The sequence below is a fragment of the Opitutaceae bacterium TAV5 genome (assembly GCA_000242935.3).
Classification (GTDB): Bacteria; Verrucomicrobiota; Verrucomicrobiia; order Opitutales; family Opitutaceae; genus Geminisphaera.
Genome location: CP007053.1, coordinates 462,035 through 477,264 on the forward strand (window position 1 = coordinate 462,035; position 15,230 = coordinate 477,264).

13 protein-coding genes are annotated in these 15,230 nt (G+C 56.1%); 9 read left to right on the forward strand and 4 right to left on the reverse strand.

Annotated elements, in window-relative coordinates; all coding sequences use genetic code 11:
• Positions 1–5: 5 nt before the first annotated feature.
• Positions 6–2,183, forward strand: a complete 2,178-nt coding sequence (locus OPIT5_02505; protein AHF89298.1) for a methylmalonyl-CoA mutase — start codon at positions 6–8, stop codon at positions 2,181–2,183.
• A 435-nt stretch (positions 2,184–2,618) separates the two neighbouring features.
• Here OPIT5_02505 and OPIT5_02510 read toward each other — a convergent pair whose 3' ends face one another.
• Positions 2,619–3,986 carry an integrase gene (locus tag OPIT5_02510; GenBank protein AHF89299.1) on the reverse strand — a complete coding sequence of 456 codons (1,368 nt, stop codon included), beginning with the start codon at positions 3,984–3,986 and terminating at the stop codon, positions 2,619–2,621.
• 1,396 nt (positions 3,987–5,382) lie between these two features.
• On the opposite strand from OPIT5_02510, the gene OPIT5_02515 reads away from it, so the two are divergent.
• Together OPIT5_02515 and OPIT5_02520 are read left to right on the forward strand one after the other, a co-directional pair.
• The gene (locus tag OPIT5_02515) at positions 5,383–5,760 is read left to right on the forward strand and encodes a hypothetical protein (protein AHF93992.1); all 378 of its coding nucleotides are present in this window, start codon (positions 5,383–5,385) and stop codon (positions 5,758–5,760) included.
• A gap of 116 nt (positions 5,761–5,876) precedes the next feature.
• Positions 5,877–6,317, forward strand: a complete 441-nt coding sequence (locus tag OPIT5_02520; protein AHF93993.1) for a hypothetical protein — start codon at positions 5,877–5,879, stop codon at positions 6,315–6,317.
• A 451-nt stretch (positions 6,318–6,768) separates the two neighbouring features.
• Here the strand turns inward: OPIT5_02520 and OPIT5_02525 are convergent, their stop codons facing one another.
• Complete coding sequence (locus OPIT5_02525; protein AHF89300.1) at positions 6,769–7,893, reverse strand: transposase IS116; 1,125 nt, start codon at positions 7,891–7,893, stop codon at positions 6,769–6,771.
• Between the two features lie 378 nt (positions 7,894–8,271).
• On the opposite strand from OPIT5_02525, the gene OPIT5_02530 reads away from it, so the two are divergent.
• The 6 genes from OPIT5_02530 (at position 8,272) to OPIT5_02555 (ending at position 12,684) form a co-directional block, all read left to right on the forward strand.
• Positions 8,272–8,448, forward strand: a complete 177-nt coding sequence (locus OPIT5_02530) for a hypothetical protein (GenBank protein AHF89301.1) — start codon at positions 8,272–8,274, stop codon at positions 8,446–8,448.
• A gap of 667 nt (positions 8,449–9,115) precedes the next feature.
• Positions 9,116–9,610, forward strand: a complete 495-nt coding sequence (locus OPIT5_02535) for a hypothetical protein (protein ID AHF93994.1) — start codon at positions 9,116–9,118, stop codon at positions 9,608–9,610.
• 252 nt (positions 9,611–9,862) lie between these two features.
• Positions 9,863–10,063: a hypothetical protein gene (locus tag OPIT5_02540; GenBank protein AHF93995.1), complete on the forward strand. Its 201-nt coding sequence runs from the start codon at positions 9,863–9,865 to the stop codon at positions 10,061–10,063.
• A 110-nt stretch (positions 10,064–10,173) separates the two neighbouring features.
• Entirely contained in the window at positions 10,174–10,710 is a 537-nt protein-coding gene (locus tag OPIT5_02545; GenBank protein AHF93996.1) for a hypothetical protein, read from the forward strand.
• 204 nt (positions 10,711–10,914) lie between these two features.
• Positions 10,915–11,214: a hypothetical protein gene (locus tag OPIT5_02550; protein ID AHF93997.1), complete on the forward strand. Its 300-nt coding sequence runs from the start codon at positions 10,915–10,917 to the stop codon at positions 11,212–11,214.
• A 1,044-nt stretch (positions 11,215–12,258) separates the two neighbouring features.
• Positions 12,259–12,684, forward strand: a complete 426-nt coding sequence (locus OPIT5_02555) for a hypothetical protein (protein AHF93998.1) — start codon at positions 12,259–12,261, stop codon at positions 12,682–12,684.
• Positions 12,685–12,810: 126 nt separating this feature from the next.
• On the opposite strand, the gene OPIT5_02560 is transcribed toward OPIT5_02555, so the two are convergent.
• Together OPIT5_02560 and OPIT5_02565 are read right to left on the reverse strand one after the other, a co-directional pair.
• Positions 12,811–14,430, reverse strand: a complete 1,620-nt coding sequence (locus OPIT5_02560) for an ABC transporter (protein AHF89302.1) — start codon at positions 14,428–14,430, stop codon at positions 12,811–12,813.
• A gap of 100 nt (positions 14,431–14,530) precedes the next feature.
• Positions 14,531–15,025, reverse strand: a complete 495-nt coding sequence (locus tag OPIT5_02565) for a hypothetical protein (GenBank protein AHF89303.1) — start codon at positions 15,023–15,025, stop codon at positions 14,531–14,533.
• Between the last annotated feature and the right edge of the window lie 205 nt (positions 15,026–15,230).

Genomic DNA, 15,230 nt, shown 5'->3' on the forward strand with positions numbered 1-15,230 from the left:
CGCACATGAGCACCACTTCCACACCCGACTTCACCAAAATCGCTTACGATGACGCCATCGGCGCCACCGCCACGACCGCCCCCTCCCCTGCCCCGGCCGACGCCGACCTCTGGCAGACCTACGAGCAGATCCCGGTCAAACCCGCCTACACCGCCGCCGACCTTCCGGCGCCTGCGGTCCTCGACACCATGCCCGGCATCGCCCCGTTCACGCGCGGCCCCTACGCCACCATGTACGTCGCCAAACCCTGGACCATCCGCCAGTACGCCGGCTTCTCCACCGCCGAGGAATCCAACGCCTTCTACAAGCGCAACCTCGCCGCCGGCCAGGCCGGCCTCTCCGTCGCCTTCGACCTCGCCACCCACCGCGGCTACGACTCCGATCACCCCCGCGTCGTCGGTGACGTTGGAAAAGCCGGCGTCGCCATCGACTCCATCATGGACATGAAGACCCTGTTCGACGGCATCCCGCTCAACAAGGTCTCCGTCTCCATGACCATGAACGGCGCCGTCCTCCCCGTCCTCGCCTTCTACATCGTCGCCGCCCTCGAACAGGGCGCCACACTCCCCGAACTGGCCGGCACCATCCAGAACGACATCCTGAAGGAATTCATGGTGCGCAACACCTACATCTATCCGCCGACCCCCTCGATGAAGATCATTGCGGATATCTTCGAGTACACCTCGAGGAACATGCCCAAGTTCAACTCGATCTCCATCTCCGGCTACCACATGCAGGAAGCCGGCGCCACCGCCGACCTCGAACTCGCCTACACCCTCGCCGACGGACTCGAGTACCTGAAAACCGGCGTCGCCGCCGGCATCGACATCGACGCCTTTGCGCCCCGCCTCTCCTTCTTCTGGGCCATCGGCAAAAACTTCTTCATGGAAGTCGCAAAAATGCGCGCCGCCCGCACCCTCTGGTCCGAAATCGTCGGCAGGTTCAACCCGAAAAACCCGAAGTCCCGCGCCCTCCGCACCCACTCGCAGACCTCCGGCTGGTCGCTCACCGAGCAGGACCCGTTCAACAACGTCGCCCGTACCTGCCTCGAGGCCCTCGCCTCCGTCTGCGGCCACACCCAGTCCCTCCACACCAACGCCCTCGACGAAGCCATCGCCCTCCCGACCGACTTCTCGGCCCGCATCGCCCGCAACACCCAGCTCCACCTCCAGCAGGAAACCGGCGTGTGCAACGTCGTCGACCCCTGGGCCGGCAGCTACTACGTCGAACACCTCACCGAAGAACTCCTGCAAAAAGCCCGCGCCCACCTCGATGAAGTCGAAAAAATGGGCGGCATGACCAAGGCCATCGAAGCCGGCATCCCCAAGCTCCGCATCGAGGAAGCCAGCGCCCGCCGCCAGGCGAAGATCGACTCCGGCAAGGAAACCATCGTCGGCCTCAACAAATACCGCCTCGATCACGAAGACCCGCTCGACATCCTCGAAGTCGACAACACCGCCGTCCGCGAGTCCCAAATCAAGCGCCTCAAACAGCTCCGCGCCGAGCGCGACAACACCGCCTGCCAGGCCGCCCTCGCCGCCCTCGGCGAGTGCGCCCGCACTGGCGAGGGCAACCTCCTCGCCCTCGCGGTCGAAGCCGCCAAAGCCCGCGCCAGCCTCGGCGAAATCTCCACTGCACTCGAAAACCACTTCGGACGCTACCAGGCCCAAATCCGCTCGATCTCGGGCGTTTACGGCAAAGAATTCGGCGACAGCAAAACCGTGAACTCCATCAAACAGAAAATCGAAAAATTCGAGAAACTCGAAGGCCGCCGACCCCGCCTCCTCATCGCCAAGCTCGGCCAGGACGGCCACGACCGTGGCGCCAAGGTCGTCGCCACCGCCATGGCCGACCTCGGTTTCGACATCGACATCGGCGCGCTCTTCCAGACGCCCGCCGAAGCCGCCCGCCAGGCTGTCGAGAACGACGTCCACGCCGTCGCCATGAGTTCGCTCGCCGCCGGGCACAAGACGCTCCTCCCGCAACTCCGCGACGAACTGAAAAAACTCGGCCGCGAGGACATCCTCCTCGTCTGCGGCGGCGTCATCCCGGCGCAGGACTACGATTATCTCTTCAAAAACGGAGCCGCCGCCATCTTCGGCCCCGGCACCGTCATCACGCAGTCCTCGGAAAAAGTGCTCGACCTCCTCCTCGAACGCCTCGCCGAACCCGCCAAAGCCTGATCACCGGGCCTCCGGTCAGTACGCGACGTCGTCGCGTACCTGCGCAGACACCAATGTCCCTCCTCCCTCCGGGCGGCCCGCCGATGCGGGCCGCCTGTTTTTTGCATCCCGGCAAACAACACAGGCTTGCCTCCCGAAAGGAGTCATACAAAATCCTCACGTACTCGACTCCCTGGAATCTGCCACCGGCAACCCGGTTTTGCCGGTCCCGACCCGTGAGCCTGCCCCTCCAGCCACCTGCTCCCTCCCGACGCCACCACCTCTCCCCGGGGACGTGACGGGGCGAAGCTCGCGTAAATTCGCCCCGGCCGAACAAACCCTGCCTGAAACGCCGCCCCGCAAGCCTGCATTCGGGAATGCAAGCCTGTTGCCCCTGCCTACCCGTCGAAATTTCAGATCCAGAATCCAAAATCGGAAATCCATCATCACCCGCCCCTATCCGTCCAGCGGACTCCGCACTCCCAGTCCGGGCCGGCGCATCACATGCGTGTATATCTGCGTTGTCTCCACCTTGGCATGCCCCAGCAGCTCCTGGACGGTGCGGATATCCGAGCCCGCCTCCAGCAGATGCGTGGCAAAAGAATGCCGCAGCACGTGCGGAGTCACCCGCTTGTCAATGCCTGCCGCCTCTCCCGCCCCCTTGATCGCCTTCTGAAAAGCGCTGTCCAGCACATGGTGCCTGCGGCGCAACCCCGTCTGCGGATCCACCGACAACTCGCGGGAAGGAAACAGCCACTGCCACACCCACTGCTCACCGGCGCCCGGGTATTTCCGCGCCAGCCCCTCCGGCAGCCACACGCCCGCCACCCCGGCCGCCCGATCCGCCTCCCACAACCCCCGCAACCGCTCGACATGCGCCCTCAGCCCGGCCACCAGACTCTCCGGCAGCACCGACGGCCGGTCCTTGTCGCCCTTGCCCGCCCGCACCGTCACCTGCAGGCGCGCCGTATCCACATCCTTGATTCGCAACCGCAACAGCTCCGTCAGCCGAAGCCCGCTTCCGTAGGCCAGTTCCGCCATCAGCCGGGTCGTTCCCCTCAGCGCCGCGAACAGCCGCCGCACCTCCTCCCTGGTCAGAACCGTCGGCACCCGTCGCGAAGGCATCGCGCGCTGGAAATCCGAAAAATCCCCCGGCTCCACCCGCAACGCCTCCCTCAACAGAAACACCACCGCGTTCAAGGCTTGCTTCTGGGTCGCGGGCGCCACCCGCAACTCCACCGCCAGGTGCTCGAGGAACCCGCGTACATCCGCCGCCACCGATGACTGCGGCGACCTCGGCCGTATAAACTCCACATACCGCCACGCCCATTGCCGATACGTCTGCTCCGTCCGCCACTGGAAATGCGCCAGCCGCACCGCCCTTACCAACGCCTGTTCCCATTCCGGCCCTCCCAAATCCGACGCGCCCGCCGACGGCAGCGAGCGATCCGACGACCACTCTCGTCCTCCCGCGTCTCCCCCCGCTTCCCCGGCGGCGTCGCGCCGTTGTCCGCCCGCCGCCCCCCGCTTGCGCGCCTCCCGCACAAACCACCGCAACGCTTCCCGCGCTTCTCCTGCCAGCTTCCCCTCCTTTTCCAGAGTGGCCAGATAATGCTTCATCAATAACACGCAAGCCGCACTATGCTGCCGCTTGCAGAAGCCGAGAAACCCGATGATCGCATATTTTCGCCGAGCCTTTACATCCGGTGGCCAATCTTCGCCCTTCAACGCCTCATCCCACCCCGCAAAAGAAATCCGCTCCCTCTCACGCTCTTCTGCCGTCCTCGGTTCCGCTTTTCGGCTTCCGTTTTGCAAGGTTTCCATGTCCCCAAAAAGCCGAACTCGAGCCGGAAATCAAGTTGCATTTGACTTCTGAGATCCTCATTAACAAATGACTTACCCATGATCAAATTCGGCGCCCCTCTTTTTCCTCTTCCCCCAAAAACCTGAACCCCGAGTTCCGCTCAATAACACTGTTAGGCAGACAATGAAATGCCATACTACCAAATCCGGGGTCCAGTTCTGGACCGAATCACAATCGGTGCCCGATAAAGATGGAAAGCCGATAGTCTGGCATGATGCGTGGGTGGCCATTCTTCCCCAAAAAACAGATAGTGAAACCTTGGATTATAGCTGGTCATTAATTCGTGAGTTAGCCGATTGGCTCGCGCAATACACTGCCGAACCTAATTTCAGAATTATTATAGGCTGGGATAAAATTGCGAGAGAGCAGCAGGGACAAATCTTCAAGATTTTCGAACCAAGGAACGAACTGGATTTCGTTAGAGGGGCGCCATCCTACTCCGATTATATGATTGCCCGATCCAAGCCTCACATTCTCTTCCACAATTGGCAGCGAGATGTTTTTAAAAAGAAAGGAGCCTAACAAGGCGCTGGAGCCAATGCGATTGTTGCTACGCTGGTTTTCGCAAAGATCTTTTGGTATTTGTTACCCTCTCACTCGCATGGCTCATCTTGGACGTTAGGCGGCTACACGCACCATGCGCTTTTACCTCGGCCCTATTCCTGACGAGTTTACACCGGACGATTCGTGGCGTTCGATTCGCGAACTTGGTCCACTCGTAATGCAATTGCTTGCCGTGCCTCTCGGCTTCGCAATCGCATTCCTCGTTGGGTATTGCTGGTATCGCGTGGGTCTGTCGGCACCGCTCGAATTCTACGCACCCAACCTCGTTCTCGTCCTCGTGTTGTTTCCGCTCTCCTTTGTCGCGCTTGTCATGGTTCACGAATTTCTTCACGCTGTTGTGCATCCGCAGTTTGGTAGTTCTCCCGCCACGATTATCGGTGCGTGGCCCAGTCGCTTATTGTTCTACGCCCATTATTCTGGCCCCCTTTCGCGCCAGCGTTTTCTGACCATTCTCGCCATGCCGTTTTTTGTTATCACTATTCTGCCGCTCGCTTTTACTGCAATAGTGCCCTTCCCGCCAGTGCTCACCGTGTCGGCTGCGTGGTTCTCCACTTGGAACGCTTTCCTTGCGTGTGGCGATTGCTTCGGTTGTTGTCCTGATTCTGTTCTAAGTTCCCCGTGCGGCCACCGTCCAGAACAAGAGCTGGCGCACATATTGGAGGATTTCCGATGTCAAACTAGCCTAACAAGGCGATGCAGCCAACTCCGGTAGCTGTCACGCCTCATGCTGACGCATGAGTCGCGCCATCTACCTGCATGGCTGATCTTAAACGTTAGGCAAAAACACAAAAGATGAAGGATACCGATCTAGAGATCGCGTTCAGGCAGTCCGCAATCGAACATTCTAAAATATGTTACCCATCCCTCCCCACTGTAATCGGCCAACTAGATCTCCTGTTTCTCTATTGGAGTAGGCTGGATGGTGCGATAAAGATAGTGGGGGCATTGAAAAACATCAATGACGTCAAGCAGTTTAATATAATTGCCAGCGCATCTACTGCTATAACTGACGACAACCAAAATTATCTTGACGAAATGGAAGAGTGGATTGCCTATATCGAGAATTTATCATTAATCAGTAAGACGAATCGTTTAGAGCAGAAAATATGTGAAACCCAGATGTCTTTGGTTCGGTCAGCAAGAGATCATTTGAAGGAAATATTGAAATGATGGAGCCTAACCAGTCGCTAGAGCCAATGCGATTGTTGCTACGCAGGTATTCGCAAAGGTCCTTTGATTTTCGTTACTCCCCATCTCGCATGGCTCATCTTTCACGTTAGGCGAAAATGAAAATCCGAGTTCAACAAGTCATTCTAGTGTTTATGTTGCTCGTTCTCGCACCATGTGCTCTTCTGGCAGGACTTTTAGTCATTGCCGCAATCGCAAGCATATGGAGTAGCATGGCGCCTCTCTCTGACACTATAGCGATTTTCTTCCTGCTGCCAGCCATTCTTCTGCTAGTTGGTGACATACTTCTCTTACGGCGATTGACGACGAATGGTTACGATGCCAGATCGCGCCATTTGCTCTTTGGGTTCTATGCCATCGTTCTGCTTTATTGTGGTGTGTGGGCTGGAAGCACAGCATCAAGAGACGGCCACTCATTCCTCATATTTTCGGAAGATCAGATCATGCTGATTGTATTACTACTGCTCTTTCCTATTCTGATCACTCTCTTCACATCTCCAATCAGAAAAAAAGAAGAAAGGAGCCTAACAAGGCGCTAGAGCCAACGTCACTGGCTGTCACGCATCCTGCTTACGCAGGCTGCGCGCCAGCCAGCGCCGTGGCTCATCTTTAACGTTGATCTAGCTGCGATTCTGCAAGAGGGAAAAAGCAGTGGCAGCCCAATGATTTATCAGGTATCTGTTTATATAAACTATTTTGCCGATGGAGGCACAGGACAGGGACCGGTCGATTATAGGATAAACGCGTGCGTGGGTTGGTTGGCGTGATCCTGGCTGTAAACCGTGATCGTGCTGATCTACGCGGGTTGGTTACCGACAGTTCATTGGTGCGTCTTGCCCGCATGCCCTAGGCTCGTGCGTGGCGGACGGATAGGCTCCGATACCGCTGCCCCTAACGTCAACATGCATGGGCCGGCCGCCCGGTCCCTGACTTGTGCCGCCATTCGGCCTTTGAAAGAACATCCTCCCCCTCTTCGCAGACGTGGTTGGCTTATGCGCAGCGAGTCATATGATCCCAGTCGACGGTTTTGAGCATGGCCCAGACAAAGCCGGCCATTTCGCGAGCGAGGGCCACGGTGATTTTGGGCTTCATCACGCCGCGCCGGCTCAGGTGCCATGCGCGGCTGTGCAGCCGCAACTGGACCTTCCAAGCCAATTCTTTTCTGTGCACGGGCTGGCCTTCCTGCCGTTTGGACAAGTGCGCGGAGACCTTGGGCGGTAACCAGGCGTGCTGGACCATTTCGACCAGTATCCAGCGCGCATGGGCGTTGCCGGCCTTGGTGATCGAACCGAGTTTGCGGGTTTGCCCCGAGCTTTCCTCCTTGGGCACTAGCCCAAGAAACGCCATCAGGTCACGCGGATGAGTAAACCTGCGTATATCGCCCAACTCTGCGACCAGCACGGCTGCGGCGACCAATTGAACGCCACGCAGCGTCATCAGAGCCTCGACCGCCGGATACAAGCGCCACAAGGGCGCCTGCAATTCCAGCAATTGCTCCAGCCGGTTCACCCGGTCCTCGCACTGACTGATGGCCAAAAGGTATTCCTCGAGCACCGCCTTGAGCCCCGGCAACGGCAACACCAGCTCTCGCAGATACCGACGGTGCGCCTCACTCCAGTTCGCCTTGCCCGAGTAACGATAACCATGACGCAACAAAAACGACTTGAGGCGCTGCCGGGCCCGCGTCAGGTCGTGCACCGCGTCCGCCCTGGCCCGGGTCAAATCGCGCATGGCTTCGTCCGCCGCGTCCGGCACGTGCACGGCGGTCAACTCCCCGGCCCGGTGCAACCGCGCCAGCATCTGTGCATCCCGGCGGTCCGTCTTGCGCCGTGCCGCCTTGTCCACCGGCGTCTTCGATGCAGCCACCACCACGCACTCAATCTGTAATTGCATCAACCGGCGATAAATCACGTAGCCGGTCGGCCCCGCCTCGTAGGCCACGTGCAATGCCCCGCCGTCCGATCCGATCTTCCTTAACGCCTTCTCTATGGCGTGCAAATCATTGCTGATCTGCCCGTAAAGGCGAACCTCGCCCTCGCGGCCGCCATCGGCCACCGCCACCATCACTGTATCTTTGTGGACATCCAGTCCAACATAGTGCTCTGTCTTTCTCATGCGCTTGTCCTCGTTTTCAGGTTGTTTGGGTTATACTCTCAGCCTTGTGGATAGGCCCCGCTTCCCGGGGCAACCCACGCTTAGGGGACAAGCGCTCCCTTTTACAGATCGCTCTTGCCCTCAGCTATAATGTCTAGGCAAAATCACATGAATATTACGCTCAAGTCACTTTCGATTTTATATCTTATCGCAAGCGTCCTAATGTTTGCTTTCCCATATGCCATGATTGCGACCGTTGTTAGATCTGGTATTTCGTTCGATAATATACTCATGGTCGCCCTAGCTTTTATCTGGCTTCCTGTCCCAGCGATGGGCACGTTATGCACATTGCGTCACTTAAGGAAAAATACCCAAGAAGCTGCAGTTGATATATCCGTTATGACGGGCGTGTTTGTTTTCTTCCTGCTTCGTATGCTCATGCGGGACCGATTACCCGAAGATCCTCCGTGGTTGAGTCCTGCATCGCTCCTGTTATATATATTAATCGGTATTTGGACGCATAGAGTGTTCAACAAGCACATTCAAGTTTATTACAAAAAGAACAAACCCGCCTAACAAGGCGTTGGAGCCAATCTCCATAGCTGTCACGCGTCGTGCTGACGCACGCCACGCGCCAGCTATTCCGATGGCTCATCTTGGACGTTCGGCTGATTTGTGACATTATTCCCAATTCGTAAAAATACTGCTATCGAAAAGCCAAGGGTTATCTAAAAACCATCAGCCTGAAAAAAGAAAAGAAAACCCATCACCCGAACAAGGCGCTGGAGCCAATGCGATTGTTGCTACGCAAGTATTCGTAAAGCATCTCTGGTTTTCGTTACTCTCCATTTCGCATGGCCCATCTTTCACGTTAGGCAAAAAACATGAAATCGAAATCGACGAAAGTATTTGCCTTAATCTTATGTGCATTCGCATGGTGTTTCTGCGCATGCAGTCATACTCCAAAGGACTGGGAACCCGACTGGCGTGGTCAGCCATATGGTGGAGTACCGTATCCTGATGGTCGGGAGTATCCTTCATTTAGCCCAGTGAGACGTTCCGAAGGCTATGATGAACCATACGATCCAATCGACAGTTATTACCGAAATAATTATTATTGGAGAGCAGATAAAAAACAGAAAAAATGAGCCTAACAAAGCGCTAGAGCCAATGCGATTGCTGCTAAGCAGGTATTCGCAAAGCATCTCTGGTTTTCGTTACTCTCCATCTCGCATGGCTCATTTTGAACGTTAGCCAAAAAACCATGAAAGAGCCCCATATTATCGAACTACCACAGCTTCAATTCACGGGAGTGGATCGCAGCTACGAAGAACTCCAGAGCCAAGAGAACGGCTTCTGCATCCTATGGACGGAGATATTTCCAAAGCACAGACCAGAGATTTCTCCCATGAGCAAAGAGGATATTCCCTATGGAGTTTACCGAATGAAGGATTGGCCGACGGCAGACCGCTTCTGTGCAGCCCTGAAAACAGAAGGAGGAGGTGCTGTGGCGCAAAATTGCGCGCGCTACAACATACCCCCACAGCGCTATGCGTTCTTTCAGCAGGCACCCAATTATATTTGTGCTATTGCGGACTCTCTAGCAGAGGCAATTACGAAGGTTGGCTTTGAGATTCCGGAGGATTCTGTCTGCTTCGAGACTGATGCTCCAAGTGTAGCCGGACAGGATCAATCCGTGGACATTTGGATTCCCGTAAGGCAAAGAAATAATGGCTAACAAGGCGCTGCACCTAACGCCTACCCGCGTCACGCTTCCTGCTGGTCGCTTCGCTCCCGTGCAGGAAGCGCGCCGCGGATAGGCGTAGGTGAGCTTGGACGTTAGGCAATTTGAAGTTGGGAAGAGCTAGCGTTGCCGAGCGAGCCCTAAGCCAGGCTTGCTGTGAAGCCAAAACGGCGAGGAGAAAAGATGTCCATGTTCATAAATAAAAAGGGAGTCCGCTTATTGAAGCGTGTATTATTCGGGAATATCATGCTCGGTGTTTGCATCACAATGCCTTATTTTCTCGGTAAGGCCGGAATCGATATTTTCGATAGATACTACACCTCAATTTTTTTCCGAGATCCCTTTTTGTTGGCAGGCGGTGCCGTATTTATGACGTCTCTGAATGTTTATTTGTATTTAGTGAGAGTCGAGAAAACAGATGATGACGGAAAAGAAAACAGAGCCTAACAAGGCGCTGGAGCCAATGCGATTGCTGCTACGCTGGTGCTCGCAAAGGTTTTTTGATTCTCGTCGTTCCCCATCTCGCATGGCTCATCTTCGACGTTAGGCAAAATTAGATGAAAATCAGAACTATTATTGCAGCATTTTTTGAGAGCTATGGTATTTACCTAGCCGTTACGACAATCATTGCCGCCGGATTTACTTTCGCCGGAATATTTTGGGCGACCCACGACTCTGAAAATGAAACATTTCGTATGCTCATCATAAGATATGCGATATGGCTTGGGCCTGTCCTTGTAGGGCTAGTTTTTATTTTTGGAGCGCACCATTTAGCGAGCCTAGTTACTAAATTCGCGCGCCTCGGAGAAGAGGAGATCAAATTCTCAGATCATATCTCACTCCTCAATGTTTCAATCCCGAGTATCGGGATTTATTTGCTAATCATCTCAACGTCACTTCTCGGGAAAGCATTGTATGTTGGTTTCATAATGAAGGCAGCCTCCAGCGATGTCGCCATCTCAGCAGAAAGATCGCTTCCTAATCCAGCGGATCTGGTAGTTTCTGGCATACAATTCATAGCAGCTATTATCTTGATACGGAGTGCTGCTAAAATTTCGAGATGGTTTCAGAAACGATGGGAAACCCAAAACTAAAACCGCCTAACAAGGCACCAGAGCCAATGCGATTGCTGCTACGCAGGTCTTCGCAAAGGTTCTTTGGTTTTCGTCACTCTCCCGCTCGCATGGCTCATCTTTCACGTTCGGTGAAGAAGAAATATGAGCCAATGGCGTAGAGAAGCATCCGAAAGACTTCCTGAGCTCCAGCGGACCATTGCATCCAGACTCGTGGACAATCCGATGATGCTCTGGATCGAATTGAACCAAGAGTTCGAGGCGCTTTGTGAGAAGCAGTCTCCACCTTTGGATTTGCTCAAGCGGATTTGGAATTACTGTGACTGGTGCTTAGCTAATGGAAGCGATGATGTGCAGACTGGAGCAGCACTCGGATTTTGTGAACATCTGATGGATACTCCGAAGCGAATCGAACTACTCCCAAAGATCATGAGCCGAAGTGACTTTTTAGGCATCCGGAATCTCCTCGAATATCACAATGCCCCCGCCGAAGTGGACGATTGCCTGAGGACCATGTGGAAGTGAGCACAATGACCCTTAACACCGAATAAGCCGGTGCCTCACCTTTGACGTTCGATAAGAAAGAAATGAAGACATCACTAGCTTGGCAAAAAGTGGCTGCTACACTGATTTTGTTGGGCTCAAGCCCGTTCATGGGTCTTGCGACATGTGGCCTGCCGACAACCCTCCGCCGCCAAGCAAAATTGATACATGGAACTCGTGGGTGTCCTATTTCATTTGTGTTGGAATCGTCGTTATTGCAGCGTCAGCCCTTGCATGGATCATTTGGTGGGGAGTCCGCATGAAGCGGAGGAAATGAAAATACCGAACAAGGCGCTGCACCTAACACCTACCCACGTCATGCCTCCTGCTGGTTCGCTTCGCTCACTGGCAGGAGTCACGCCACGGGCAGGCGTAGGTGAGCTTGAGATTAGGCAAATCTAGAAATATCGCCGATGAAAAAAATACTAACCATTATAGGAGTAGTCCTGGGGACATCCCTGCTACCCGCTCAAGAAGCGCGAGTCGCGCCACCCTCAGACCTATCTAGCCTAGGAATCACTAATGTTCAGTTTACTGCGGAGATCGGGAAGGATCAAGCTTTCGTTATTGAATATAAACTTCATAAAAATGGCAATCTTGACTACACACAGTGGAATTATTGTTTACAAGACAAACCAAGATTAGACATGCCCATATTTGATTCGTCACGATTCTTTGATCCTTATGGGAAAGGGCGGGTGATTATTAGTCTTTTCGGCGGCGTGTCTGTTTATGATGATGCGACACTAGAGGGGACATTTGGTGGAAAAGAATTTAAATTCAAAGTGACAAAAAAAGGCAAAAATGGAGAGAAAAATGATGTTTTTGAATATTTCTTTCGTTGTTATGTCTTGTCACTCGTAGATGCTCCTCCCGAAGTTCGGGAATTGCCGCGTGGCGTAATTTATGCGACTTCAAAGAAGAAAGACGCCTAACCAAGCGCTAGAGCCAATGCGATTAGTACCTTTGGTTTTCGTTATCTTCCATCTCGCATGACCCATCTTTAACATCAGGCAAAACAAAATCATGAAAACGATATCAACCTTCATTCTGGCAATAACAACCGCACTTTACTGCTTGGCAGTGCCTCCTCCTCCTTATTCGGAAAAAAAGTACGAGATTGATGAGATTTACAGAAACTTGTACGACCTGAACGGGAAAGTCATCAAAATCACCTACAAACCAGATAATCCAAGACAGGATTCTCCGACAAGTTATGGCGATAGCGTTTATGGGCAAAAAGAAGTCGCTTACATCAGATTCCCCAAAGAAGTCGGCGATGCCAGATTTAGAAATAAGAAAGATGAAATCAAACCCTTCATGGTTTATGTCCAGGTTACGATAGCAACATTGGCAAACCAGTTTGGCGGGAGCAGGGAAGGCGCCATTCTGATAGCGGTTGGACGCGAAACCCGACAAGGGATTAGCGGCCCTGTCACCTATACATGGTAATAAAAGAAGCCCGACAAAGCGCCAGAGGCTTCATGAACCGGGAGAAAAGAGCTGGGCAAGCATGGTGGAGGCGAAGGCGAGCCCGTGTTTTCCCCCTCCCACTACCTTGTCACCTGCCTCAAAAGTTCATGACAGCCCCTGGATATCGGTCTGAACCGGGATATCGGCGATCGTCAGTCGCGAATTCTTTGGCTCATCGATGCCGGGATCAGGTTCGATGTGCCAGTACCGGTGCGCGATTTTTTCCAGGAAGGGGCGATCGTGACTCACAAGAAGCATCGCGCAGGGACATCCGGCGAGCGCTTCTTCAAGACAGAGGATGCCCGAGAGGTCCATGTGATTGGTGGGTTCATCCATTACGATCAGATGCGGGCCCCGGACGATGCCGAGTGCGAGGAGCAGCTTGCGGACTTCACCCGGGCTGGGCAGTTCGCTTTCCAGCAGGCGCGCCGGACGCGAGCCGAGACGGCTGATCGTGGTCATCACGCGCCCGCGTTCGTCGTTGGGCAGACGTTTGACGTTTTCGAGCAACACCCGGGATTCCTCCGCCGTGATTTCTTGCGGAATGCTGACAAGTCTTTCCTCCGGGATATCGAGGTGCGAGAGGATGTGCCGGACGAGCGTGCTCTTGCCCAGGCCGTTGGCGCCGGTCAGCGCGATCCGGTCGGTACCGCCAAGGGCAAGGTCGGGAAACCGCAACACGCCACGGCCCGCCCCCCCTTCTTCGTTCCCTTCCCTGCCGGCACCGGCATCCGCCCGCGGCGCACCGAGCGGAAGCTCCCCGGCCGGCAACCGGAGCAGAAAATCGCGCGGCAGGCACGAGGCGCCGTCCACCCAGATGCCGGTTTCGTAGTGTTTGTGAAGCCGGAGGCCGGAGCGTTGCTCCTCGATTTTCCCGGCGCGACGGGTCATTTGACCGGCGAGTTTTCCGGCCCAGGCGTCCCTGCCGGTAAGTTTGGCGAGGTTGCGCATGGCGCGTCCGTCGTGATCGTGCGCGGGGATTTTTTTCTGTTTCGAACTGCGGACGGCAGCGGCTTTCTGATCGGCCATGACGCGGCGGCGTTGTGCCTCGGCACGCATGCGGGAGGCCGTGCGTCGTAAGGCTTCGTTCTCGTTTTGCGCGGCACGTTCGTCGGTTTCCTGCTGCGCGAGCGCATCGGTGACTCCGCCGGAGCGGAGCACGGCGCCGGGCGGATCGAGCATGAGGCAATGCGTGCAGAGTTCGTCGAGCAGGTCGCGGTCGTGGCTGACCAGCAGGCCGATGCCGGCGAATCCTTTCAGGACCTGCACGAGAAGGCGGCGGGCGTCGGCGTCGATGTGGTTGGTCGGTTCGTCAAGCGCGAGGATCTCCGGTTCGAGCCAGAGGGCGACCCCGATCTGGGCGCGTTTGCGTTCCCCGTGGCTAAGCGTGCGCCAGCGGTCGGCATCGGCCCAGTCGTCGCCAATGCGAAGGCGGGATTTGATGGCGAGGGCATCGGGCGCCCAGATAAAATCCTCGAAATTTTCCGGAAGGTTATCGGTGCGTTGGGCAACACAGAGCGCGGAGCCAACGCGATGGACGGCACCTTGTTGCGGGACAAGATGGCCCACGGCGATTTGTTGCAGGGTGCTCTTGCCCGCGCCGTTCGCACCGACGATGCCCGTCCAGCCGGCAGGAAACTGCACCGTGAGGCCGGTAAACAGGGGAGAGGTCATGCCGGGCCAGGCGTATTCGACATCGTTGAAAGCAAGCTGCGCGGAAGACATGCTTTCATGTGGCAACAGAGTTGAGAAGCTGTGCCAAGGACGAATGCGCCGGGGGGGGGGAGGGGCGGCACGGGGCCGGGGATGATCCCGCCGTAACGGTTCAGTTTTCCGGTGCGCCGGCGTCGATCCAGAGCTGGAGCTGGAGCAACATTGCGGGCGGGACGGGATCGAGACCTCGCGCGACAGGCGGCATCGTTTTTTCCGGATCGGGTTCGAGGATCGAGGCGATCAGCGAGCCGTCGTCCGCGGCGGCTTTTATCTGCGCGTGAGTTTCCAGAAAAATGCCCGCGTTGCTCGGCGTGCCGGGTTTGTGGCACCAGGTGCAGTTTTCGAGAATCCACGGGAATATTTCCTGCCGGAAACCGGGCACGGAGGCGGCGGAAGCCGGGGGTGGCGCGGGGAACGATGGCGGCATGGGCGGGGCCGTCGGAGAGGGTGCGCGGGTGCAGCCGGCAAGCGGGAAGAGCGCAAGCGCCGCAAGGATGCCGGGAGGCATTTTCGGGGGAGCGGCGTTTCGCACGATATCCACAAGCCGGTTCCACTGGCGCTTTTCCGGCGGGAAAAGCCGGGGCCTGTGGCTGCTACGTAGCAGCATGCTTCCACGCGGACCGGATGCGGGCGGGACGTCCGCGGCACGCGGAGAGGCAGCGCTCACGGGCAAGGATGCCCGTGCCACGCCGGATGCGGGCAGGACGCCCGCAGAACACGGGCTGGAAGCCCGTGCCACATCGGAATCATGGGCAGGATGCCCATGCCACGTTGCGGGCGGGACGCCCGCGCCACCCGGAAAGGCGGCGATG